The sequence below is a fragment of the Pseudomonas sp. D8002 genome (assembly GCF_013385695.1).
GTDB lineage: Bacteria > Pseudomonadota > Gammaproteobacteria > Pseudomonadales > Pseudomonadaceae > Aquipseudomonas.
Window position 1 is genome coordinate 17,322 of the sequence record NZ_JACAPM010000035.1, and the last position, 24,168, is coordinate 41,489.

At 61.5% G+C, this 24,168-nt stretch carries 22 protein-coding genes and 1 pseudogene; 15 read left to right on the top strand and 8 right to left on the bottom strand.

The window, feature by feature from the left end:
* Window positions 1-170: 170 nt before the first annotated feature.
* Window positions 171-662 (bottom strand): anthranilate 1,2-dioxygenase small subunit, encoded by a 492-nt coding sequence (gene antB, locus HX807_RS21200; RefSeq protein WP_102368034.1) that lies wholly within the window; start codon window positions 660-662, stop codon window positions 171-173.
* A complete protein-coding gene (gene antA, locus HX807_RS21205) occupies window positions 662-2,053 on the bottom strand; it encodes an anthranilate 1,2-dioxygenase large subunit (RefSeq protein WP_177050938.1) in 1,392 nt (463 codons plus the stop codon). Before antA ends, antB begins: the two co-directional genes overlap by 1 nt.
* 312 nt (window positions 2,054-2,365) lie before the next feature.
* On the opposite strand from antA, the gene HX807_RS21210 reads away from it, so the two are divergent.
* Entirely contained in the window at window positions 2,366-3,364 is a 999-nt protein-coding gene (locus HX807_RS21210; RefSeq protein ID WP_177050940.1) for a helix-turn-helix domain-containing protein, read from the top strand.
* A gap of 139 nt (window positions 3,365-3,503) precedes the next feature.
* Here HX807_RS21210 and HX807_RS21215 read toward each other — a convergent pair whose 3' ends face one another.
* Window positions 3,504-4,379, bottom strand: coding sequence for a LysR family transcriptional regulator (locus HX807_RS21215; protein ID WP_003212314.1), 876 nt, complete (start codon window positions 4,377-4,379; stop codon window positions 3,504-3,506).
* A 114-nt stretch (window positions 4,380-4,493) separates the two neighbouring features.
* Here HX807_RS21215 and HX807_RS21220 point away from each other — a divergent pair, with 114 nt between their 5' ends.
* Genes HX807_RS21220 through catA form a run of 3 tightly spaced genes read left to right on the top strand, consistent with a single transcriptional unit; the run spans window position 4,494 to window position 6,897 of the window.
* A complete protein-coding gene (locus HX807_RS21220) occupies window positions 4,494-5,618 on the top strand; it encodes a muconate cycloisomerase family protein (protein ID WP_177050942.1) in 1,125 nt (374 codons plus the stop codon).
* Between the two features lie 16 nt (window positions 5,619-5,634).
* Entirely contained in the window at window positions 5,635-5,925 is a 291-nt protein-coding gene (catC, locus tag HX807_RS21225; RefSeq protein WP_003212310.1) for a muconolactone Delta-isomerase, read from the top strand.
* 42 nt (window positions 5,926-5,967) lie between these two features.
* Window positions 5,968-6,897, top strand: a complete 930-nt coding sequence (gene catA, locus HX807_RS21230; RefSeq protein ID WP_008436682.1) for a catechol 1,2-dioxygenase — start codon at window positions 5,968-5,970, stop codon at window positions 6,895-6,897.
* A 124-nt stretch (window positions 6,898-7,021) separates the two neighbouring features.
* On the opposite strand, the gene HX807_RS21235 is transcribed toward catA, so the two are convergent.
* The gene (locus HX807_RS21235; protein WP_003212305.1) at window positions 7,022-7,495 is read right to left on the bottom strand and encodes an Lrp/AsnC family transcriptional regulator; all 474 of its coding nucleotides are present in this window, start codon (window positions 7,493-7,495) and stop codon (window positions 7,022-7,024) included.
* A gap of 142 nt (window positions 7,496-7,637) precedes the next feature.
* On the opposite strand from HX807_RS21235, the gene kynU reads away from it, so the two are divergent.
* Entirely contained in the window at window positions 7,638-8,888 is a 1,251-nt protein-coding gene (gene kynU, locus HX807_RS21240; protein ID WP_177050944.1) for a kynureninase, read from the top strand.
* A gap of 171 nt (window positions 8,889-9,059) precedes the next feature.
* Window positions 9,060-10,460, top strand: a complete 1,401-nt coding sequence (locus HX807_RS21245) for an amino acid permease (RefSeq protein WP_177050998.1) — start codon at window positions 9,060-9,062, stop codon at window positions 10,458-10,460.
* Here the strand turns inward: HX807_RS21245 and HX807_RS21250 are convergent.
* Entirely contained in the window at window positions 10,406-11,302 is an 897-nt protein-coding gene (locus HX807_RS21250) for a LysR substrate-binding domain-containing protein (RefSeq protein WP_177050946.1), read from the bottom strand. The genes HX807_RS21245 and HX807_RS21250 overlap by 55 nt on opposite strands.
* 190 nt (window positions 11,303-11,492) lie before the next feature.
* Between HX807_RS21250 and HX807_RS21255 the strand changes: the two genes are divergently transcribed.
* The 5 genes from HX807_RS21255 (at window position 11,493) to HX807_RS21275 (ending at window position 16,570) form a co-directional block, all read left to right on the top strand.
* Entirely contained in the window at window positions 11,493-12,272 is a 780-nt protein-coding gene (locus tag HX807_RS21255) for a sulfite exporter TauE/SafE family protein (protein WP_177050948.1), read from the top strand.
* A 117-nt stretch (window positions 12,273-12,389) separates the two neighbouring features.
* Window positions 12,390-12,980: an NAD(P)H-dependent oxidoreductase gene (locus HX807_RS21260; RefSeq protein WP_008436691.1), complete on the top strand. Its 591-nt coding sequence runs from the start codon at window positions 12,390-12,392 to the stop codon at window positions 12,978-12,980.
* A 41-nt stretch (window positions 12,981-13,021) separates the two neighbouring features.
* Window positions 13,022-13,918: a LysR family transcriptional regulator gene (locus tag HX807_RS21265; protein WP_003212293.1), complete on the top strand. Its 897-nt coding sequence runs from the start codon at window positions 13,022-13,024 to the stop codon at window positions 13,916-13,918.
* A gap of 104 nt (window positions 13,919-14,022) precedes the next feature.
* On the top strand, window positions 14,023-14,916 hold the full coding sequence (locus HX807_RS21270; protein WP_177047041.1) for an NAD-dependent epimerase/dehydratase family protein: 894 nt from the start codon (window positions 14,023-14,025) through the stop codon (window positions 14,914-14,916).
* Between the two features lie 208 nt (window positions 14,917-15,124).
* Entirely contained in the window at window positions 15,125-16,570 is a 1,446-nt protein-coding gene (locus tag HX807_RS21275; protein WP_008436699.1) for a SulP family inorganic anion transporter, read from the top strand.
* A 129-nt stretch (window positions 16,571-16,699) separates the two neighbouring features.
* Here the strand turns inward: HX807_RS21275 and HX807_RS21280 are convergent, their stop codons facing one another.
* Window positions 16,700-17,092: a lysozyme inhibitor LprI family protein gene (locus tag HX807_RS21280; protein ID WP_003212286.1), complete on the bottom strand. Its 393-nt coding sequence runs from the start codon at window positions 17,090-17,092 to the stop codon at window positions 16,700-16,702.
* A gap of 193 nt (window positions 17,093-17,285) precedes the next feature.
* Between HX807_RS21280 and HX807_RS21285 the strand changes: the two genes are divergently transcribed.
* The 4 genes from HX807_RS21285 to HX807_RS21300 are packed head-to-tail and all read left to right on the top strand — an operon-like array spanning window position 17,286 to window position 21,428.
* Window positions 17,286-18,689: a gluconate:H+ symporter gene (locus tag HX807_RS21285; RefSeq protein ID WP_177047039.1), complete on the top strand. Its 1,404-nt coding sequence runs from the start codon at window positions 17,286-17,288 to the stop codon at window positions 18,687-18,689.
* Window positions 18,690-18,704: 15 nt separating this feature from the next.
* Window positions 18,705-19,565 carry a MurR/RpiR family transcriptional regulator gene (locus tag HX807_RS21290; RefSeq protein WP_003212283.1) on the top strand — a complete coding sequence of 287 codons (861 nt, stop codon included), beginning with the start codon at window positions 18,705-18,707 and terminating at the stop codon, window positions 19,563-19,565.
* A 1-nt stretch (window position 19,566) separates the two neighbouring features.
* Window positions 19,567-21,030 carry an amidohydrolase family protein gene (locus HX807_RS21295; protein ID WP_177050950.1) on the top strand — a complete coding sequence of 488 codons (1,464 nt, stop codon included), beginning with the start codon at window positions 19,567-19,569 and terminating at the stop codon, window positions 21,028-21,030.
* Between the two features lie 29 nt (window positions 21,031-21,059).
* Window positions 21,060-21,428, top strand: a complete 369-nt coding sequence (locus HX807_RS21300; RefSeq protein WP_177021603.1) for a glyoxalase superfamily protein — start codon at window positions 21,060-21,062, stop codon at window positions 21,426-21,428.
* A gap of 651 nt (window positions 21,429-22,079) precedes the next feature.
* Here the strand turns inward: HX807_RS21300 and HX807_RS31995 are convergent.
* Together HX807_RS31995 and HX807_RS32000 are read right to left on the bottom strand one after the other, a co-directional pair.
* Window positions 22,080-22,943 (bottom strand): methyl-accepting chemotaxis protein, encoded by an 864-nt coding sequence (locus HX807_RS31995; protein WP_371132985.1) that lies wholly within the window; start codon window positions 22,941-22,943, stop codon window positions 22,080-22,082.
* A pseudogene (locus tag HX807_RS32000) lies at window positions 22,935-24,032 on the bottom strand (methyl-accepting chemotaxis protein); the annotation flags it as partial. The pseudogene HX807_RS32000 and the gene HX807_RS31995, both read right to left, overlap by 9 nt.
* Between the last annotated feature and the right edge of the window lie 136 nt (window positions 24,033-24,168).

The window sequence follows — 24,168 nt, forward strand, 5'->3', positions numbered from 1 at the left end:
TCGCAGAACTCCGCGAGTTTGATTTTCTATGCCTGCGATTTACCTGTGGCGAGGGAGCTTGTTCCCGCTGGGCTGCGCAGCAGCCCCAAAACGCCGGGAGCGCTACGCACTGGAGCGCCAACCCGGTCCAGCGGGAGCAAGCTCCCTCGCCACAGGTGTAATGCATCAGGTCACAGGTGATAGAAATCCAGCACCGAGTTGATGGTGTCGTTGAGCAGCAGCGCATGCTTGCGGGTGATCAACCAACTGTCGCCATCGGGCTTGAGGCTGTAGGTGGCGCTGCCATAGAACTGCTCCGACGTCGCCAGTCGATAGAACAACGTGTGCCAGTTCAACTTCACTTCCAGCAGCCCGCCCGGTTGCTCGGCAATCCGCACGTTGTTGATCAAATGCAGCGTCCTTGGCATCGGCGTGGCCGACGCGGCCTTGCCCGTGCGCAGGCGAAACACCCGATCCTCCAGCCCCGAGCGGTTGGCGTAGTAGATCAACGACATTTCGCGCTTCGGGTCGCGGGTGTAGACATGTTCCGAATCCCACTGCGGCAGGTGGAATTCACTCTGCGGGTCGAACAACTGCACGTAGGCGTCCCAGTCCTGGGCATCGCACAGCTCGGATTTACGATAAAAAAACTGCTCGATCCGGTACTGCAATTGCGCATTCATCATTCCACCTCCCGCAGTTTCAGGGCTTGCTGGTCGAGCCCGTCCAGCAGGAATTTCTGCCAGTTGCGGTGCTGGTTGACGTACAGCCCTTCGTGGGTGAATTCGGTGCCGGTCATCGCCGGCTGGATACCGATGGCTTCGCTGTTGGGGGTCGGCCCGGTTTCCCAGAGGTGGCTGCCACGGGAAATATCGCTCCAGCGCTCCAGGCGGCCCTGGAAGCCGCGCTGGGCTTCGCGAAATTCCACCAGGTCATCCGGCGTGCCCATGCCCGAGACGTTGAAGAAATCCTCGAACTGGCGAATACGGTTTTCACGGTCGGCGTCAGACTCGTTCTTCACCCCCAGGCACTGGCTGATGATTTCGGTCTTGTTCCACGCGATGGGCCGGATGATCCGCAGCTGCGAACTGATCTGGTCGAGGAAGAACAGGCTCGGGTAGATGTTCAGGTTGCGCAGGCGGTGCATCATCCATTCGGCTTTTTGCTGGCCGTGTTCTTCGATCAGGCGCGGCATGATGGTGGCGTAGCCCGAACGCACGGTGGGGTTGGGCATGTCGCTGAACAACAGGCTGTGGCCATTGTTGAAGGCGAACCAGCCGTCATCGGTGTTCGCGTCGCCGGCGCCGAGCTTGCTGTAGTCCAGTGTCGTGCCCGAGCCGGTGCCGTTTTCCGTATTGACCTGCTGGCGATGCTGCACCGTGGCCACGTAGTTGTAGTGCACGGTGCTGACGTGATAACCGTCCAGGCCGTTCTCGTTTTGCAGTTTCCAGTTACCGTCGTAGGTGTAGGCGGACTTGCCCGGCAGCACTTCCAGCTCACCGGTGGCCGATTGGGCGACCATCATGTCGAAGAACACTTTGGCGTCGCCGAGGAAGTCTTCCAGGCTGTTGGTGCCGTTCACGTCGAGGCTGATGAAGACGAAGCCCTTGTAGCTCTCGATCCGCGCTTTTTTCAGGCCGCGAGTGGCCTTGTCGAAGCCTTCCGGGTATTCCCCCGGCGCCTTGACCTTCACCAGCCGGCCATCGCTCTTGTAGCACCAGGCATGGAACGGGCAGGTGAAGGTGGACTGGTTGCCCTTGCCGACTCGGGTCAGGGTGGTGCCCCGGTGCTGGCAGGCGTTGATCAGCGCGTTGAGCTGGCCTTCGCCGTCGCGGGTGATGATCATCGGCTGGCGCCCGGCGCGCATCGTCACGAAGTCGTGCTTGTTGGCCAGTTCGCTCTCGTGACAGGCATAGATCCAGTTTTTTTCGAAGATCAGCTCCATTTCCAGCTCGAACAACTCCGGCTCGGTGAACATGTCCCGGGCGATGCGGAACACCTCATCCACCGGACGGAAGTCCAGGCAGCCTTCGATAAAGCTTTTCCACTGCTCGACGCTTCTTGCACCACTCATGGGAGGCACCTTTTTGATAATGGCTAGACGGGTAGGCCATTAAGAGGCTGCGGCGGGGCACCGGGCTATCCGGTTAATGGGGGAAGGTGGGCCACTTAGTTGGGCACGAAATACCCACGGCGGTGCAGGGCGGTGGCGGAATGCGCTACTGTCTTGCAAGGCGATTGTCGGAAAAGTCTGCTTGTTATCCACTTAGTCGACGGTTGCTATCCACCCAGTGGCGATCCCGCTGGCGTGGCGCAAAACTTGCTGTCGATCTACCAGGACGCGCCGTCAGAGCGCGCCGGCCACAATTGCCGTGGGTGCCCCGTGATGAGTAGCAATACACGCGATATACGTATCGAGCGCTTCGACCTTGAAGGCGCCTGCAGCTGGATGTCCGGCATTTGCGGGCCGCACCGCCTGCAAACCGCGACGCCGGAGCGCATCCGCTTTCACCACAGCGCCAATGTGTTCAAGTCCCGCGCCACGACGCTGGGGATTATCGAATACGGCACCGATGTCACCATCGACATCGAAGACGCCGAGCACTTCAGCAGCTACAGCCTGACCCTGCCGCTGGTGGGCGAGCAGGAACTGAGCAAGAACGGCGTGCGGCTCAGCTCCAACCGTGACCAGGGCGTGATCATCTCGCCCAACGAACATCAGGTGCTGGAGATCTCCGGCGACTGCCGCAAGTTGCAGGTGGTGATCACCCGCGCGGCGATGAGCGAATCCCTGGAAGGCCTGCTGCAGCGGCCGATTGAAGCGCCGCTGCGCTTCGAGTCGGCGATGGACGCGGTGGACGGCGCTTCCGCGTCGTGGTGGCGCATGGCGCGGTATTTCATCGCCGAACTGGAGCGCAGCAGCGAGCTGTATGACCAGGTGGCGTTTACCCGGGACCTGGAAAGCTCGCTGATCAAGGGCCTGATCCTGGCCCAGCCGAACAACTATTCCGAAGAACTGCGGGACGTGCTGGGGGTGAAGCTGCCGCACTATTTGATTCGTGCCCGACAGTACATCCACGACAACGCCCGGGAAGTGGTGCACCTGGAGGATCTGGAGGCGGCGGCGGGCGTGTCGCGCTTCAAGCTGTTCGATGCCTTCCGCAAATACTTCGCCCTGTCGCCCATGGCCTATCTGAAGAAATACCGCCTGGGTGCCGTGCGCCAGCAAATCCTCGAACATGGCTCAACCCGTACTATCTCCGAAATCGCCCTGGGCTGGGGCTTTACCCACCTGGGGCGATTCTCGGCCGAATACCGCAAGCTGTTCGACGAGTCTCCCAGCCAGACGCTGCAGCGCAACGACGCCCGGCGCATGCGGGGGTGAACACTTTACTCAAAAACAACGGAGATCAACTGTGGGAGCGGGCTTGCTCGCGAATGCGGTGCATCAGCCAACTCATTCGGTGACTGACACTGCGCATTCGCGAGCAAGCCCGCTCCCACATTGGATGTGTGGTGTTCTTTTAAATCAACTCTTCCACCAGTTGCAGGCAATGACTGAGCCCCGGCGACTGGTCATTGATCCGCCGGCTGAGAATGATCGGCGACGTGGCGGTGGCCTCCACCACCGGCGTATAGCCAATGTCTGCGCGGTGCAGTACCTGCACCGAGGCGGGTACCAGGGTCACGCCCATGCCTGCGCCGACCAGACCAATGGCGGTCTGCAATTCGTTGGTCCACTGCGAAACCTTCAGGCTCAAGCCATGGGCATCGAACAGCGCGATCACATGGTCGGCGTAGCTCGGCCTCGGGTTGCCGGGATACAGCACGAAGGGTTCAGCGGCCAATTGCGCCAGGGTGGCCGGGGCGCCCAGCAGGGGATGCCCGGCGGGCAACACCGCCACCAACCGGTCCTCCACCAACACCCGCTGCACAATGGCCGGGTCGTCAATGCGAATCCGCCCGAAGCCCACGTCAATCCGCCCGGCCTTGAGAGCTTCAACCTGTTGCAGCGTGGTCATCTCCGACAGGCCCAACTCCAGCTCCAGGCCATCGTGGCTGCGCAGCCGGCGAATCAACTCCGGCAGCACGCCGTACAGCGTCGACGGCGCAAAACCGATGCCCAGCCAGGTTTTCTGCCCAAGGCCTATGCGCCGGGTGTTGTCACACACCTTGCCCAGTTGCTCCAGCAGCACATTGGCGTGCTCATAGAAAAACCGCCCGGCTTCGGTCAGGCGCAACGGGCGCCCACGCTCCAGCAGGACCACACCCAGTTCGTCCTCCAGTTGCTGGATCTGCCGGCTCAGCGGCGGCTGGGCAATGTGCAGGCGTTCGGCGGCGCGGGTGAAGTTGAGGGTTTCCCCCAGCACCTGGAAGTAACGCAGATGGCGCAGTTCCATAAGGACTCCATTCATACCTTAAGGGTATTGTTCGAGACTCATTCTATATTGGAAGCCAGCAGAGATCCGGAACAGAATCAGGCCAAATCTATAAAGAACCCAACGGGTATTGCCATGCCGATTTGCGCCATCGAGTCGATCGAGACCATCATCGTCGATCTCCCTACCATCCGCCCGCACAAACTGGCGATGCACACGATGCAGAACCAGACCCTGGTGATCATCCGCGTGCGCTGCGCCGACGGTATCGAAGGCATTGGTGAATCCACCACCATCGGCGGCCTGAGCTACGGCAATGAAAGCCCCGACAGCATCAAGATCAACATCGACCGGCACTTCGCGCCGCTGCTGCTCGGCCAGGACGCGAGCAACATCAATGCCGCCATGTTGCGCCTGGAGCGCAGCATCCGGGGCAACACCTTTGCCAAGTCGGGTATCGAAAGCGCCTTGCTCGACGCCCTCGGCAAACGCCTGAACCTGCCGGTCAGCGAATTGCTCGGCGGCCGCGTGCGGGACGCCTTGCCGGTGGCCTGGACCCTGGCCAGCGGCAACACCGAAAAAGACATCGCCGAGGCCGAGAAGATGCTCGACCTGCGCCGCCACCGCATTTTCAAATTGAAGATCGGCGCCGGTGAAGTCAGCCAGGACCTGGCCCACGTCATCGCGATCAAAAAAGCCCTGGGCGACCGCGCCAGTGTGCGGGTCGACGTCAACCAGGCCTGGGACGAAGCCGTCGCCCTGCGCGCCTGCAAGGTGCTGGGTGACAACGGTATCGACCTGATCGAACAACCGATCTCGCGCAACAACCGTAGTGGCATGGTGCGGCTCAACCTGTCGAGCCCGGCGCCGATCATGGCCGACGAGTCCATCGAATGCGTGGAAGATGCCTTCAACCTGGCCCGCGAAGGCGCGGCCTCGGTGTTCGCCCTGAAGATCGCCAAAAACGGCGGGCCGCGTGCGGTATTGCGCACCGCTGCGATTGCCGAGGCGGCGGGTATCGGCCTGTACGGCGGCACCATGCTCGAAGGCGGTATCGGTACCCTGGCTTCGGCCCATGCCTTTCTCACCTTGAACAAACTGGCGTGGGACACCGAGCTGTTCGGCCCGCTGCTGCTCACCGAAGACATCCTCGCCGAGCCGCTGGTGTACCGCGATTTCCACCTGCATGTCTCCACCGCTCCGGGCCTGGGCCTGGCCATCGATGAAGAGCGCCTGGCGTTCTTCCGTCGCGATAAATAACAAGAGGACACCTGCGATGTTGTTCCACGTAAAAATGACCGTGAACCTGCCCGTCGACATGAACCCCGAGCGCGCTGCCGGCCTCAAGGCTGAAGAAAAAGCCTTCTCCCAGCGGCTCCAGGAGCAAGGCAAATGGCGCCACCTGTGGCGCATCGCCGGGCTGTACGCCAACTACAGCGTGTTCGATGTCGACAGCGTGCAGGAACTGCATGACCTGCTGATGCAACTGCCGCTTTATCCTTACATGGCCATCGAAGTGAATGCCCTGTGCCGGCATCCATCGTCGATCCGTGAGGATGATCGCTGAGTCTGTTTTTTCACCTAATAATTACAAGATGAGGATTGCACCATGACCATCCGACTTTCCCAGACTGCTCACGCCCAACAGTTTCTCGAAGAAGCCAGCGGCAACCTTAACGACGGCGGCAACCCACGGGCCAAGGCGCTGATCTACCGGATCCTGCGGGACACGGTGAACATCATCGAAGACCTGGAAGTGACTCCGGAAGAGTTCTGGAAGGCGGTCAACTACCTCAACGAACTGGGCAAGAACCAGGAAGCCGGCTTGCTCGCGGCAGGCCTGGGCCTGGAGCATTACCTGGACATGCTGATGGACGCGGCAGACGAGGAAGCCGGCAAGTCCGGCGGCACCCCGCGCACCATCGAAGGCCCGCTGTATGTGGCCGGTGCGCCGCTGTCCAAGTTCGAGGCGCGGCTGGACGACGGGCAGGACCCGGGCGTGCCGCTGTTCATGCAGGGCCAGGTGCGCGACACCAATGGCAAGCCGTTGGCGGGGGCGATTGTCGATGTATGGCAGGCCAATACCGGTGGTACGTATTCGTGGTTTGACAGCACGCAGTCGGAGTTCAACCTGCGTCGGCGAATCGAGACCGATGCCCAGGGCAACTACCGTTTTCGCAGCATCGTGCCGTCGGGGTATGGCTGCCCGCCGACCGGCCCGACCCAGCAGTTGCTGGACCAGTTGGGGCGCCATGGCCAGCGGCCGGCGCATATCCACTTCTTCATCTCGGCGCCGGGCCATCGGCACCTGACCACGCAGATCAACCTGTCGGATGATCCGTACCTGCATGATGATTTTGCCTATGCGACGCGGGATGAGTTGATCGCCGAAATTCGCTTCAGCGAGGACGCAAACCTGGCGAAGGAATTTGGTGTGGAAGGGCAGTTTGCGCAGATTGATTTTGACTTTGAGTTGCAGCCTGCGGCGGCGCCTGTCGAACAGAAACGTATGCAACGAGTTCGCGCGCTCGAAGACTGAACGCGGTAAAAAAATGTGGGAGCGGGCTTGCTCGCGAATGCGGTGGATCAGTCAATATTTCCGGTGACTGACACTCCGCATTCGCGAGCAAGCCCGCTCCCACATTGGCGCTGTATCGTTTGGCCTACTTGCGAACAACCAGATCGAGCAGATCATCCCGATCCTTGATCTTCTGCAGCACGATCTCCGAGCGAATATCCATCACCCCCGCCGTGCGGTTCAGGTGGTTCACAATGAAATCCGAAAAGTGCTTGAGGTTGCGCGCCTGCACCCGCAGCACATAATTGCTCGCCCCGGTAATCACATACGCACTGGCTACCTCCGGCCACCCTTGCACCTTCTTGATAAACGTCTCGTGCCAATCCTCCACATCCTGGCGTAACGACAGGTGGACGATGGCCTCCAGCTCAATCCCCAACTGCTCGGCATTCAACACCGCCCGATAACCACTGATGATTCCCTCGCTTTCCAGCAGGCGCAAACGCCGCAGGCAGGCCGACGGCGACAGGGCGACTTTCTCCGCCAGTTCCTGGTTACTGATACGGCCATCCTGTTGCAGGAAATGCAGAAGGCGCAGGTCGGTGGCGTCGAGAATCATGGTTAGAATAAATCCGCGTGTTTGGGGGTTAAATTCGAATTTCCTACAGCTTAATTAGCCTGTTGCCCACCACTTTGCACGAAAATTCTCTAAAGCTTCGTTCATTATTTGGCTCATTGTTACTACAACAACAGGACTGACCATGACCACCCGCACCCATTGCCTGACCCTCGACGCCCAGGATCCGCTGGCGCCATTGCGCAACCAATTCGCCTTGCCGGCCGGGGTCATCTACCTCGACGGCAACTCCCTCGGTGCGCGCCCGGTAGCGGCACTGGAACGGGCGCAAGCGGTGATCGCCGAGGAGTGGGGCAATGGGCTGATTCGCAGTTGGAACAGTGCCGGCTGGGCCGACCTGTCCCAGCGCCTGGGCAATCGCCTGGCACCGCTGATCGGTGCCCGCGACGGTGAAGTGGTGATCACCGATACCACCTCCATCAACCTGTTCAAAGTGCTCAGCGCCGCGCTGACCGTGCAACGCGAACGCGCGCCAAGCCGCAAGGTGATCGTCAGCGAAGCGAGCAATTTCCCCACCGACCTGTACATCGCCGAAGGCCTCACCGAACTGCTGCAACAGGGCTACTCCCTGCGCCTGGTCAACAGCCCGGACGAACTGCCGAAAGCCATCGACCAGGACACGGCCGTGGTGATGCTCACCCACGTCAACTACAAGACCGGCTACATGTACGACATGCAGGCCCAGACTGCCTTGAGCCATGAATGTGGCGCGCTGGCGATCTGGGACCTGGCGCATTCGGCGGGCGCGGTGCCGATCGACCTGCATCAGGCCGGTGCCGATTATGCGATTGGTTGCACTTACAAATACCTCAACGGCGGGCCCGGCTCCCAGGCGTTTGTGTGGGTCAACCCGGCGCTGGTGGATGTGGTTACGCAGCCGCTGTCGGGCTGGTTCGGGCATACCCGACAGTTCGCCATGGAATCGCGTTATGCCCCGAGCCAGGGCATCGCCCGCTACCTGTGCGGCACCCAGCCGATTACCTCGCTGGCGATGGTGGAGTGTGGCCTGGATATTTTTGCCCAGACCGATATGGCCAGCTTGCGCTCTAAATCCCTGGCGTTGACCGACCTGTTCATCGAGTTGGTGGAAAGCCGTTGCGCCGCCCACGACCTGACCCTGATCACCCCGCGTGAGCATGCCCGACGGGGTAGCCACGTCAGCTTCGAACACCCGGAAGGCTACGCGGTTATCCAGGCCTTGATCGCCCGTGGCGTGATTGGTGATTATCGCGAGCCGCGCATCATGCGTTTCGGGTTTACCCCGCTGTACGCCAGCTTTGCTGAAGTGTGGGATGCGGTGGAAATCCTGGGTGAGATTCTCGATCAGAAAACCTGGGACCAGCCGCAGTTCAAGGTTCGCCACAGCGTCACCTGAGTAAACGCAGAGCAAAAAATGTGGGAGCGGGCTTGCTCGCGAATGCGGTCTATCAGTCTCTGATGTATTGACTGGCACACCGCATTCGCGAGCAAGCCCGCTCCCACGGGGGACAGTGTTTCAACCAGAAAGCAGTGCAATCACAATAATAAAGGGGCACGCCACGTGACCATGCCAGACCAAGGCTTTGCCGAAATCACCAATCGCGAACTGGGCCTCAGGCGCCAGCTCACTTCCGGCCAGATGAGCATGATCGCCATCGGTGGCGCCATCGGCACCGGGCTGTTCATGGGCAGCGCCTACGCCATCGGCTATGCCGGGCCCAGCGTGCTGGTCAGCTATGCCATCGGTGCGCTGATCACTTTGCTGTTGATGGGCTGCCTGGCGGAGATGACCGTGGCGCATTCCACCTCGGGCTCGTTCGGCGCGTATGCCGAATTCTACGTCAGCCCGCTGGCCGGTTTCCTGGTGCGTTATGCGTACTGGGCGGCGATTGTGCTGGCGGTGGGCGCCGAGGTCACGGCGGTGGCGATGTACATGAAGTACTGGTTTGCCAACGTGCCGGAATGGGTGTGGATCGTCTCGTTTTCCAGCGTGCTGATCGTACTCAACGCCATCAGCGTCAAGACCTTCGGCAACTTCGAGTACTGGTTTTCCACGATCAAGATCAGCGCGATTGTCGGCTTCATCATCCTCGCGGTGTACGTGGTGTTCGGCTCCGGCAACCCGGATTACGGTGTGCAGAACTACACGGCCCACGGCGGCTTTTTCCCGAACGGGTTGAGCGGCATGTGGATCGCGGTGATCGTCTCGATCTTCAGTTACCTGAGTGTGGAAATGATCGCGGTGGCCGCAGGTGAAGCGGCCGACCCGGAGCAGGCGGTGAAAAAAGCCTTCCGCGCGACCATCGTGCGGCTGGTGGTGTTCTACCTGCTGACCCTGGCGCTGATGTTGGCCATCGTGCCGTGGAACCAGGCCGGCCACGCCCAGAGCCCGTTCGTCACGGTGATGCAGACCATCGGCATTCCCGGCGCCACCGGGGTGATGAACTTCGTGATCCTGATCGCTGCGCTGTCGGCGATGAACAGCCAGCTCTACATCACCACCCGCATGATGTTCAGCCTGTCCCGCGCCGGTTTCGCGCCCAAGTCCATGGGCGCCTTGAGCAAGAGCGGGATCCCGTTGAACGCCTTGTTGCTGTCCAGCTCGGGCATTGCCCTGGCGACCCTGCTGAACGTGGTGTACCCGGAAAGCTCGTTCACCCTGATGATGGCGATCTCGATGTTTGGCGCGATCTTCACCTGGTTCATGATCTTCCTCACGCACCTGTTTTTCCGCCGCTACCGCAAGCGTCACGGCGGGGCGAAGCTGTCGTTCCAGCTGGCGCTGTTTCCCTACAGCACACTGCTGGGCCTGGTGCTGATGGGCGCGGTGATGATCACCACGTTCTTCACCGATGCATTCAAGATGACGCTGGTGTTCGGGGTGCCGTTCCTGCTGATTCTGTCGCTGGTGTACTACGTATTCTTCCGCAAGGGCGCGGCCAAGGCATCGAACAAGGCTTTGGCATAACCCGGCAATTGCTCGAACTCGCGGGCGCATAACAGCAGTTTGCGACAGGCCCAATCCTCGCTCAGGGGTTGGGCCTTGAAGCGCCGCTCCAACGGCCAGCGTTCCAGCGCGGCCAGGGGCACGATCCCCAGCCCCGCGCCCCGGGCGACCATGCGAATAAGCCCGTCAAACCCATCTGCACGGATGCGTGTCTGCAAGCGAAAGCCTGCGTGCAATGCCTGTTCCTCCAGGTACACCGCCAGCGCGCTGTCGGCGGCCAGGCCCACGTAGTCATACTGCAAGCTGTCGATAAAACTCACGGTGCGCCCGGCCAGCGGGTGATCCAGCGGCATGATCAGCACCAGCGGGTCGTCGCGAAAGGGCAGGGTTTGCAGGCCGTGGGTATCTACTGCGTCGGAAATAATCCCCAGGTCTGCCGCGCCCTGGCGCAAGGCGTGGGTGATGCGCAGGCTTGGCAGTTCCTGCAGGTCGATGTCGAGGTTGGGGTGCTCGTGCAGAAAGTCCGCCAACAGTTCCGGCAGGTATTCGCTCAGGGCGGTGGTGTTGCACAGCAGGCGCACTTGGCCCTTGACGCCGTTGGCGTATTCCGCGAGGTCTTGCTGCAGGTGATCGGCCTGCTGCAACAGCAGGCGGGCGTGACGGGCGAGGGCTTTACCCGCAGCAGTCGGGGTGACGCCACGGCGACCACGTTCAAGAAACTCGATGCCCAGGGAGGCTTCCATCGCCCGGATCCGTGCACTCGCCGCCGCCAGGGACAAATGGCTGCGGCTGGCGCCGGCGGTGATATTGCCGGTGTCGAGGATGTGCAGGTACAGGCGCAGGTCGATCAGGTCAAAGTGCATGTGCTGGGGATCTCAGTGTCTGTACGGGCCTCTTCGCGAGCAAGCCCGCTCCCACATTTAGATCTGTGAACCCTTTCAAAATGTGGGAGCGGGCTTGCTCGCGAAGAGGCCATCTGCCTCATGCAAAACAAGAGGCTGCCTCAGTATATGGCGAATTTTCAGACATCACCCAAACCTGCAAAATCGGCCCATGAATACTTTCCTCGCGTTCTACCAAAACCTCGGCCCGGCCCTGACATTGCTGGTGGTCGGCACCTTCCTGCTGGCCGGTACGGTCAAGGGCGTCATCGGCCTGGGCCTGCCCACCGTCGCCATGGGCATGCTCGGCCTGGCTATGTTACCGGCGCAGGCTGCGGCGTTGCTGATCATCCCGTCCACCGTCACCAACCTCTGGCAACTGGCCTTCGGCGGTCACCTGAGCGCGTTGATCAAACGCCTGTGGCCGATGCTCCTGCTGATTTTCCTCGGCACCGGGCTGGGCTCGGTGTGGCTGGGCTCGGTGTGGCTGGGCATGGATGGCGGGCATTGGGTGGTGCGGGCGTTGGGCGGCGCGCTGCTGGTGTATGCCTTGAGCGGGCTGTTGCTGCCGACGTTCAAGGTAAGCCCGGCCACCGAGCGTTGGCTGGGCCCGCTGTGCGGCGTGCTGACCGGGGTCATCACCTCGGCCACTGGGGTGTTCGTGATACCGGCGGTGCCGTATCTGCAAGCGTTGGGCTTGAACCGCGATCAGCTGGTACAGGCGTTGGGGCTGTCGTTCACCGTGTCGACCCTGGCGCTGGCAGCCGGGCTGTTCTGGCGTGGCAGCCTGGGCGGCGGCGAATTGAACGCCTCGTTGCTGGCGCTGGTTCCGGCGCTGCTCGGGATGTGGCTGGGCCAGGCCCTGCGCCAGCGCATCAGTGCCGTGCTGTTCAAACGGGTGTTCTTTATCGGCATGGCCGCGCTGGGAGGTCATCTGCTGATCAGTGGTTAACAATATGCCGTTGATTCGTGCGCCTTGGTCAAATGTATTTTGCCGCCGGGACGCTTATTCCAAAGCGCCGACCCCGTTACCCTGCCTTCAGACATTTTTAATCTTTAGGCATCCCCTATGAAAAAAGTACTCCTGCTCAACGGCGGTAAGAAATTCGCCCATTCCGACGGTCGCTACAACAGCACCCTGCATGAAGCCGCCCTGGCGGTACTGGACCGTGGCGGCATCGACGTCAAGGAAACCCACATCGACGCCGGCTACGACGTGGCCGAAGAAGTCGCCAAATTCCTCTGGGCCGACGTGATCATCTACCAGATGCCCGGCTGGTGGATGGGCGCCCCGTGGATCGTCAAGAAGTACATCGATGAAGTCTTCACCGAAGGCCATGGCAGCCTGTACGCCAGCGACGGCCGCACCCGCTCCGACTCGTCGCAGAAATACGGCAGCGGTGGCCTGATCCAGGGCAAGCAATACATGCTGTCCCTGACCTGGAACGCTCCCCAGCAAGCGTTCGACGACCCCACCGACTTCTTCGAAGCCAAGGGCGTGGACGCGGTGTATTTCCCGTTCCACAAGGCCAACGAGTTCCTCGGCATGACCGGCCTGCCGACCTTCCTCTGTGTGGACGTGATGAAACGCCCGGCCATCGAAGCCGACGTGGCGCGTTATGAACAGCATCTGGCACAGGTGTTTAACCTGAGTCTGTAATGCGGCTAGTATCCGTGCAGCCGCTATAAAGAGGATTCACGTTGAAAGCCCGATCCGATGAGCTACAGATCTTCGTCTGCGTGATTGAATGCGGGTCGATTTCCGCCGCAGCCGAACAGGTCGGGCAGACGCCGTCGGCGGTCAGCCGCACTTTGTCGCGCCTGGAAGCCAAGCTCGACACCACCCTGATCAATCGCACCACCCGGCGCATGGACCTGACCGAAGAGGGCAAGTATTTCTTCGAGCGGGCCAAGGTGATCCTCGAGCAGATGGACGACCTGGAAGAACGCCTGTCGTCGCGCCAGCAAACCCCGTCGGGGCGCCTGCGGATCAACGCGGCGTCGCCGTTCATGCTGCATGCGATCGTGCCGTACATCGCCGAGTTTCGTGGCCTGTACCCGGATATCCAGCTGGAACTGAACAGTAACGACCTGATCATCGACCTGCTGGAGCAGAGCACCGACATCGCGATTCGCATCGGCGCCCTGGCCGACTCGACGTTGCACGCCCGCTCACTGGGGTGCAGCCCGCTGCATATCCTCGCCAGCCCGGCGTACCTGGAACAGCACGGCACGCCCACCACCGTTGCCGAACTGGCCGAACACACGTTGCTCGGCTTCACCCAGACCGAAACCCTCAACCACTGGCCGTTGCGCCACGTGCACGGCGATCGCTGGCAAATCCAGCCCGGTGTCGCCGCTTCCAGCGGTGAAACCTTGCGCCAGCTGGCGCTGGAAGGGCAGGGCATCACCTGTCTATCGGACTTCATGACCGCCCAGGACATCAAGACCGGGCGCCTGATACCGGTGCTGGCCGAGTTCAACAGCGGCTATCGTCAACCGATCAATGCGGTGTACTACCGCAACTCGCAATTGGCCTTGCGCATCCAGTGCTTCCTGGACTTTATCCAGGGCAAGCTGGCCAGCTACGCCAGCTGATTCGTGACCTCTGCGCAAGATTGAATTGGGCAATACGGACTTATTCGGAATGGATAGGTCCGCAATACTGAGTCCATCAATTACTCACGCAGGGAGACACCTCCATGAACGTATTCATCACCGGCGCTGCCGGTTTTATCGGCGGTTCCATCGCCACTGGCCTGGTCAAGGCCGGCCATAACGTCACCGGCCTGGTGCGCAGCACCGAACAGGCTGCGGAAATGACGGCACTGGGCATCACGCCGGTAATCGGCACGCTGGATGACAACACGCTCTTGACCGAACAGGCGAAGAAAGCTGACGCGGTGATCAACGCCGCCAGCAGCGACCATCGCGGCGCCGTGGAAACCTTGCTGGCCGCGCTGCGCGGTTCCAACAAAACCTTCCTGCACACCAGCGGTTCGAGCATCGTTGGCGATGCGTCGGGCGGTAAGTCCAGCGATGTCATCTACTTTGAAGACAACCTGCCGGCGCCGACTGTCGACAAGGCTGCTCGCGTGGCCATCGACAACCTGATCCTGGCTGCCGCCAAAGATGGCGTGAACTCGGCAGTGATCTGCAACACCCTGATCTACGGTCACAGCCTGGGCGTCAAGCGCGACAGCGTGCAGTTGCCACGCTTGCTCAAGCAGGCACGCAAAAGCGGTGTAGTGCGGCATGTGGGCACCGGGCAGAACATCTGGTCCAACGTGCACATTGAAGACGTGGTTGCGTTGTACCTGCTGGCGCTGGAAAAGAATGTGCCGGGCACTTTCTACTTTGTGGAGAGTGGCGAAGCGGCGTTTGTCGACATGACCACCGCGATTGCCGAAGCGCTGAAGCTGGGTAAACCACAGGATTGGCCATTGGCGGATGCCGAGGCCGAGTGGGGTTATGAAATGGCCAACTATGGCCTGGGCTCCAACAGCCGGGTGCGCGGCAAGCATGCGCGGGAATTGCTGGGATGGGCGCCGAAGCGGACTTCTGTAGTTGAGTGGATTCGCAACGAGATGGTTTGATGTTCGCTTGAGACCGAGGCTAGCCCTTTCGCGAGCAAGCCCGCTCCCACACTTAACCGAGTTCCAACTTTGGAATGCGGTCAAATGTGGGAGCGGGCTTGCTCGCGAAAGGTGCGACTCGGTCCAACGGTCTTACCCAACACTAGCCCCACCCCGCCCAATTCCGTACCATCCCCAGCCTTATCCCCCGCAACTCCCCGGTACTTCAATGAACCTCACCCGTCTGCGCGCCGACGCCCTGGCCGGACTCACCACGTCTTTTGCCTTGCTGCCCGAATGCATCGCCTTTGCCCTGGTGGCTCATCTCAACCCGCTGATGGGCCTTTACGGCGCATTCATCATCTGCACCCTCACCGCGCTGTTCGGCGGCCGGCCTGGCATGGTCTCCGGGGCCGCCGGCTCGATGGCGGTGGTGATCGTCGCGCTGGTGGTGCAGCACGGCGTGCAGTATCTGTTGGCCACGGTATTACTGGGCGGGTTGATCATGGTCGCCTTCGGCCTGTTGCGCCTGGGCAAGCTGGTGCGCATGGTGCCGCACCCGGTGATGCTCGGGTTCGTCAACGGCCTGGCGATCATCATTGCCTTGGCGCAGCTGGAGCATTTCAAGAGCGGTGACACCTGGCTCAGCGGCACGCCTCTGTACGTAATGACTGGGCTGGTCGCGGCCACCATGGCCATCGTCTACCTGCTGCCGCGCCTGACCCGCGCCGTACCGCCAGCCCTGGTGGCGATCCTCGGCGTTGGCTTGGCGGTGTACCTGCTCGGCCTGCCGACCCGCACCCTGGGCGACATGGCCCACATCGCCGGCGGCCTGCCGACCTTCGCGCTGCCACAGATTCCCTGGACCCTCGAAACCCTGCACATCATCGCGCCCTACGCGATCCTGATGGCCATGGTCGGCCTGCTGGAAACCCTGCTGACCCTCAACCTCACCGACGAAATCACCGAAACCCGCGGCTACCCGGACCGCGAAAGCGTGGCCTTGGGTGCCGCCAACATGGTCTCGGGCCTGTTCGGCGGCATGGGCGGCTGCGCGATGATCGGGCAAACCGTGATCAACCTCAGCTCCGGCGGGCGCGGGCGCTTCTCCGGGGTATTTGCCGGGGTGATGATCCTGCTGTTCATTCTGTTTCTGTCACCGCTGATCGAGCGCATTCCGCTGGCGGCGCTGGTGGGGGTGATGTTTGTGGTGTCCCAGCAGACCTTTGCCTGGGCTTCGTTGCGGGTGATCAACAAGGTGCCGCTCAACGACGTGCTGGTGATCATGGCGGTGACGGTGATTACCGTGTTCACCGACCTGGCGACGGCGGTGCTGTGCGGGATTGTGATTGCGGCGCTGAACTTCGCCTGGCAGCAAGCGCGCGAGTTGTACGCGGATGAACATATGGAAGCGGACGGCAGCAAACTCTATCGGGTGCACGGCACGCTGTTTTTTGCCTCGACCACGCCGTTTTTGAATCGCTTCGATCCGGCCAACGACCCGGCCCAGGTGACGCTGGATTGCCGTCACTTGAGCTTCGTCGACTATTCGGCGATTGCTGCGTTGATGACCTTGCGCGAGCGCTACGCCAAGGCCGGCAAGCATTTGCGAGTGCTGCACCTGTCCGAGCGCTGCCGCAAACTGCTCAAGCGGGCCCGGGTGCAGCACGACTGACCGTTGTTGAAGCGCAATGATCGTTCCCACGCTCTGCGTGGGAACGCCGCTTTGGACGCTCCGCGTCCGCTCTTAAAATCGTGACGCGGAGCGTCACAGGATGCATTCCCACGCAGAGCGTGGGAACGATCATGGCCCGACCAGGTTTTCCAGTTCCTGGGCGCGGGTCTGGGTCATGTCCAGCACGCAGCCGGAGCCGTTGACCTGATCAATGGTGCCGCCGGTGGCCGAGCCGATGAAGCCGCAATTGGCATCGCGAAACTTGAGCCACTGGCGTTGTACGTCCTGCAGCTGCTGCTTGCGGTTGCCTTCCATCGCGGTCATCGCGGTTTTGTAGGCGGTATTCAGGCGCGCGTCCTGCACCTTGGTTTCCTTGGCGTTGCAATCGACCATGTCGGCGGTGGTGTTGGCGCCGTCCATGCATTTTTTCAGTGCCGGGTTCTCATCGGCCGAGGCCGTGCCGCACAAGGCCAGCAACAGTGCGCCGGCGGCGAAAGGAACAAGCAGGGGGTTACGATTCATTCTGGGTTTTCCTGGTCATGAGTCGGTGTGCAGTCTAAGACTCGGCCTGCGCAGTTGAGTTTCCAGCCCCGGCGATCTTCATGTAAGAACGCCCCCCGAATTTTCATCCACTGACCCTGGGCATATCCCTGCGCGACAGGGCTTGTCTGTGGGCGAAAATTACTTTCATAAAAATTGAAAATGCACCTCGGTAATGATTTATGACTTTCACAACCTATTCGACGTGACCCTTTCCGAGGAGTACCGCATGGCCGCATCACCGGGGTATTGGCTGTTGATCTACGCCGCCATCGCCATCATTGCATTGATCGTATTGATCGCGCGTTACCGGCTCAACCCGTTTATCGTCATCACCCTGGTGTCCATCGGCCTGGCGCTATTGGCCGGGATGCCGGCGGATACGATCATGGGTTCCTACGAGGCTGGCGTCGGCAAGACGTTGGGGCATATTGCGCTGGTGGTCGCGCTGGGCACGATGCTTGGCAAGATGATGGCCGAGTCCGGCGGCGCCGAGCAGGTGGCGCGCACGTTGATCAATCGGTTCGGCGAGCGGAATGCGCACTGGGCAATGGTGTGCATTGCGTTCCTGGTGGGGCTGCCGCTGTTTTTCGAGGTCGGTTTTGTGTTGCTGGTGCCGATCGCCTTTACCGTGGCGCGGCGAGTGGGCGTGTCGATCCTGATGGTCGGCCTGCCGATGGTGGCCGGCTTGTCGGTGGTGCATGCGCTGGTGCCGCCGCATCCGGCGGCGATGATGGCGGTGCTGGCCTATAACGCCTCGGTCGGGCAGACGGTGCTGTATGCGATTTTGATCGGCATACCCACCGCGATCATTGCCGGCCCGCTGTACGCCAAATTTATCGTGCCGCACATTCACCTGCCTGCGGAAAACCCGCTGGAACGCCAGTTCATCGACCGCGCGCCGCGCACCCGCCTGCCGAGTTTCACCCTGACCATGGGCACCATCCTGTTACCGGTGGTGCTGATGATGATCGGCGGCTGGGCCAACCTGATTTCCACACCGGGCACCGCCTTTAACCAGTTCCTGTTGTTTATCGGTAACTCGGTGATTGCGCTGCTGGTGGCGACCTTGGTGAGCTTCTGGACCCTGGGCCTGGCCCAGGGTTTCAACCGCGAATCGATCCTCAAGTTCACCAACGAGTGCCTGGCACCAACGGCCAGCATCACCTTGCTGGTGGGTGCGGGCGGTGGTTTGAACCGGATTCTGGTGGACGCCGGGGTCACCAATGAAATCCTCGGCCTGGCCCACGCCTTCAACCTGTCGCCTTTGGTGATGGGCTGGCTGTTCGCCGCGCTGATGCGCATCGCCACCGGCTCGGCCACCGTGGCCATGACCACGGCCTCAGGCGTGGTCGCACCGGTTGCGATGGGCCTGGGTTATCCACACCCGGAATTGCTGGTGCTGGCCACCGGCGCGGGTTCGGTAATCTTTTCCCACGTGAACGACGGCGGCTTCTGGCTGATCAAGGAATACTTCAATATGACGGTGATCCAGACCTTCAAGACCTGGACCGTGCTGGAGACCCTGATTTCGGTGGTCGCCTTCGGTCTGACTTATGGTTTGTCCTGCATCTTGTAACCCGGAGCCGAACCGATGGACATCCTCTACCAGATCCGCGCCCGCCAGGATTCCTTCAGCGCCGGCGAAGGGCGTATCGCCAAGCTGATGCTCGACGATGTCGGCTTTGCAGCGTCCGCCAGCCTGGAAGAATTGTCCCAACGGGCCGAGGTCAGCACCGCCACCTTGTCGCGTTTTGCCCGCAGCGTCGGCTGCCGCGACCTGCGTGACCTGCGCCTGCAACTGGCCCAGGCCAGCGGCGTCGGCAGCCGTTTCCTCGACCCGGCGGGCCTGCCGGAGCAGTCGGCGTTTCACCGGCAGATTCTCAGCGATATCGAGGCGACGTTGCGCCGGCACCTGTCCGGTTTCAACCAGCGCAGTTTTGTCGACGCCGTGAGCCTGCTGGGCAATGCGCGGATGATCCACGCGTTCGGCATGGGCGGGCCGTCGAGCCTGTGCAGCGACGAGTTGCAAGTGCGCCTGGTGCGCCTGGGCTACGCGATCAACGCCTGCCACGACCCGGTGATGATGCGCGTGACCGCCGCCACCCTGGGCCCGGAGCATGCGCTGATCGTCTGCTCGCTGACCGGCATCACCCCGGAGGTATTGGGCGTGGTGGCGCTGGCACGCAACTACGGCGCAAAAATCATCGCCATCACCCTGCCGGATTCACCGCTGGCGCAGTTGGCCGACGTGCTGCTGCCGCTGCAACCGGCCGAAACCAGTTTTATCTACAAGCCAACGGCGGCGCGCTACGGAATGCTGTTGGCCATCGATGTGCTCGCTACCGAGCTGGCCTTGGCCATGCCGGACGACAACCAGGAACGCCTGCGACGGATCAAGCTGGCCCTGGACGATTATCGCGGTGGCCCTGACAGCCTGCCGCTTGGAGATTGAGATGAAGTACCACACGCTGATCCGCCAGGCGCTGATCATTGATGGCAGCAACACCCCCGGCTATGTCGCCGATGTGGCAGTGCACGAGGGCCGTATCGAGAAGATCGGCGACCTGTCCCGAGACAGCGCCGAGCATGAAATCGACGCCACCGGGCGCGTATTGGCGCCTGGGTTTATCGACGTGCACACCCACGACGACACGGTGGTGATCCGTCACCCGCAGATGCTGCCCAAGCTGAGCCAGGGCGTGACCACGGTGATTGTCGGCAACTGCGGCATCAGCGCCTCGCCCGTGAGCTTGCAGGCTGATCCACCGGACCCGATGAACCTGCTGGGCACCGCCGAGGCCTTTGCCTACCCACGGTTCAGCGATTACCGGGCGGCGGTGGAAAACGCCCACCCGGCCGTCAATGTGGCGGCGCTGATCGGCCACACCGCGCTGCGCAGCAACCATATGGACGACCTGCACCGTACCGCCACGCCGGGTGAAATCACCGCGATGCGCGTGCAGTTGCAGGAGAGTCTGGCGGACGGTGCCCTGGGTTTATCCACCGGGCTTGCATACGCGAGCGCCTTCAACGCCGAGACCGATGAAGTGCTGCAGTTGAGTGAAGAACTGACGGCGTATGGCGCGGTGTACACCACCCATTTGCGCAGCGAATTCGAACCGGTGCTGGAGGCGATGGACGAGGCTTTTCTGATCGGCCGGCATGCCAAGGCGCCGGTGATCATTTCCCACCTCAAGTGCGCGGGCGCCGGTAACTGGGGGCGCAGTCCGCAGTTGTTGGCCTCGCTGGAACACGCGGCGAAGACCCACCCGGTGGGCTGCGATTGCTACCCGTATGCGGCCAGCTCTTCGACCCTGGACCTCAAGCAAGTCACCGATGCCTTTCGCATCACCATCACCTGGTCTGCGCCGCATCCGGAAATGGGCGGGCGGGATCTGCAGGATATCGCCGCCGAGTGGGCGGTGCCGCTGATGGACGCCGCCCGCCGCCTGCAACCCGCCGGGGCGGTGTATTACGGGATGGACGAGACCGACGTGCAGCGCATCCTGGCGCATCCGCTGTCGATGATTGGCTCGGATGGTTTGCCGGAAGATCCGTTTCCTCATCCACGTCTGTGGGGCGCGTTTCCCCGGGTACTGGGGCATTTCAGCCGGGACCTTGGCTTGTTCCCGCTGCACACCGCCGTGCACAAGATGACCGGACTGTCGGCAGCGCGCTTTGGCTTGGCCGAGCGCGGTGAAATCCGTGAAGGACACTGGGCCGATCTGGTGCTGTTTGATCCGTTGCGGGTGCGGGATGTGGCGGACTTCAAAGAGCCGCAGCGCGCGGCGGAAGGGATTGACGGTGTGTGGGTCAACGGCGTGCTCAGCTACAGCGACGGGCAGGCCAACGGGCAGCGTCCCGGACGATTCCTGGCGCGCAGTGGGGATTTGCGAAACGGGTTTGCGGCCGTATAGTGGCCGCTCTCAAACACGGAGCAATCGCCATGCACTTAGGAAAAGTCACCCCCATCTTGCGCAGTTTCGACGAGGCCAAAACGTTGGAGTTCTACGTCGACTTCCTGGGGTTCAAGGTCGATTGGCAGCACCGGTTTGAAGACAACTTTCCGCTGTACCTGCAGGTGTCGCTGGGGGACTGCGTGCTGCACTTGTCCGAGCACCATGGCGATTGCACGCCAGGTGCGGCGGTGCGGATTCAGGCTCAAGGGTTGGAAGCGTACCAGCAACAATTGCTGGCCAGGAATTACCGCAACGCCAAGCCCGGTATTGAAGACACGCCGTGGGGTAGCCGCGAGATGAGCATCAGCGACCCGTCTGGGAACCGGTTGGTGTTTGTTGAAGAAGTCAGCAGCTGAGGCTGCGCGCATAAATCGCAGGCAATAAAAAACCGCCTTAGTAGGGCGGTTTTTTATTGCAATCCCAGTTCGCGGCTGGGGTTGCGCCTCACCGGAAGCATTGACCTGCTGACCGGATACTACTGTCGGTTCAGGCATCACGCAAGGCCTGGTGACACTCGGTGTTTTCAGTTCTTTGAGATCTACGCTATTTAAGGACGACTGCAAAAACTGGCAATAAATTCTTGGAGCGTTACCGGTGGATTAGTTCTCCCAAGTCACACCTTTGAGCGGGATGTTGGTTAGTATCGCCCCCGTTCTGTGTATGTCGTTTGTAGGTGGGCTGGGTACGCGCGCGAATTTATGGACCGAACGCCACGGGCTAGTAATCCGTGCCGGATTCATGCGGGAGGACCCAAAGCCCGGCCGCCTCACTGGAAGCATTGACCTGCGTCCGAAGGCTCACGTGTTCCGGTAAGTGCGCTGGAGGTAGGCCCAACTGATGGAGGGCCGAGTATGTCCAAGTTTGCACGACGTACGTGGGACCTCGTAGTGAACTCCCTGCGTGTTTATCACGTGTGGAAATTCCTGCGGGACAGCTTTGATGACCGTTAAGGTCTGAGAAGTGGGCCGCCCCGGTTTCGACCGGGGCGGCTTTTTTGTGCCTGGGATCTACACCCGGAAATGGCTGACCATCTGCTGCAACTGCCCGCCCAAACGCGCCAGTTCCACACTCGACTTGGCCGTTTCATCGCTGGCCGCTGCCGTCTGCTCCGACACGTCCCGCACATTCACGATACTGCGGCTGATCTCTTCCGCCACGGCACTCTGCTGCTCGGCGGCTGCGGCGATCTGCTGGTTCATCGACTGGATATTCGACACCGTACGGGTGATGTTTTCCAGTGACACACCGGCCTTGCGCGTCAGTTCGACGCTGCTGTCGGTGAGGCTGCGGCTGTTGTTCATCACGGCGGCCACTTGCTGGGTGCCGTTCTGCAAACCGGCCACCAGGCCTTCGATTTCTTCGGTGGATTTCTGGGTGCGCTGGGCCAGGCCGCGCACCTCATCGGCGACCACCGCAAAACCCCGACCGGCTTCACCGGCACGGGCGGCTTCGATGGCGGCGTTGAGCGCCAGCAGGTTGGTCTGCTCGGCCACGGCCTTGATCACGTCCATCACGCTGCCGATCTTGTTGCTCTCTTGTTGCAGGTGCGTCATGGCGTCGGTGGAGCGTGCCACTTCAGCTGCCAGGCGTTCGATCTGGGCGATGGCTTCGGCCACCACCTTGTCACCGGCACGGGCTTCACCGTCGGCGGCCGAGGCAGCCTGGGACGCTTGTTCGGCGTTGCGTGCGACTTCCTGCACGGTGGCAGTCATTTCGTGCATGGCGGTGGCCACTTGATCGGTCTCGATCTTCTGGCTGTTGACCCCGGCACTGGTCTGTTCGGTCACGGCCGACAGCTCTTCGGCGGCGCTGGCGATCTGGGTCACGCCGTCACGGATGCCGCTGATCAGTTCACGCAGGGTAGTGCCCATGCGCTGGATGCCTTGCTGCAACACGCCGAGTTCGTCGCGGCGGGTCACCTGGATGTTGTGGCTCAGATCGCCGGAAGCGATGCGCTCCACCACGGCCAGGGTCTCGCGCAGTGGGCGAGTGATCTGGCGGGTGATGATCACCGCAGCCACGATGCCCACCAGCAAGGCCAGCAAAGTGCTGATCAGTTGCAGGCTGCGGGCCTGGGCGCTTTCCGCGTCACGACGTTGCAACTGGATGTCGTACAGCTTGTCGCTGATGGTGACAATGTCGGTGCCCTGGGTGGTCATTTCTGCCCGGGCCGAGACGATGTTGGCGTTGGCCGCCTTGTAGTTCTGCACCGCGCTGCGATAGGCGCCGAGGGCGGTTTCCAGGGCGGTCAGTGCAGGCTGTTGGCTGGCGCCAAACGCTGCGTGCAGGCCTTTCAGACCGTCGATGGCTTTCTCGATCTGCGCGGCAGCGCGGGCTTCAGTCTCGGCGTTGACGTTGCCGGTGTAGCCGCGCACTTCGTAGCGGGCCAACTGGAACTGTTCCTTGGCGCTGGTCACGGCCTCGAACTGGGCAAAGCGCTCGGTGCTCTCGGGCATCTGCCGCACGCTGGCGTCCAGGGCACTGATCTGCGCATTGGCGATGTCAGCCTTGTCGCCCATGACCTGGCGCGCGGCGTTACCGTTGCGGTAGGCCTCGCGCATCTTGTTCAAGGACTGCTGGTAAGCGGTGATGATCGCTTTTTGCTCATTGAGCAGCTTGAGGTTGTCCGGGCTCTTGAAGCTGTCCAGCAGCTTCTGTTGCTGGGCGACAAAACCGTCGAGGTTGGTCTGCACGTTTTGCGCCACGGCTTCGTCGCCGTTGGCCAACATGTATTGCAGGCGCACGATGCGCAACTTGGTCAGCGAAGCGTTGAGCTGGGTGATGTCGCTCATCCAGTTGCTGCGGTCGATCAGGCCGCCCAGGCTGGTCCAGCCGGTGAGCGCGAGGATCGAGGTGAGGACCAGTACCAGGCCGAAGCCCAGGCCCAGTTTCATGTTGACGCTGATGTTGCCGAACCAACTATTCATCGCATTCCTCCAGGAACAGATTTGCGGGTACATCCGGTTGCTGGAAGTAGCGACCAGCCGATGGGTAGTCAGGAGGTATCGGCAGCCCTGGCGAGAGCTGAAACGGTTTTTTCGTGAGGGCAGGATTTATGGAACGTGAGCGACGAGCGGTCGCACCGCCCTCATGCAG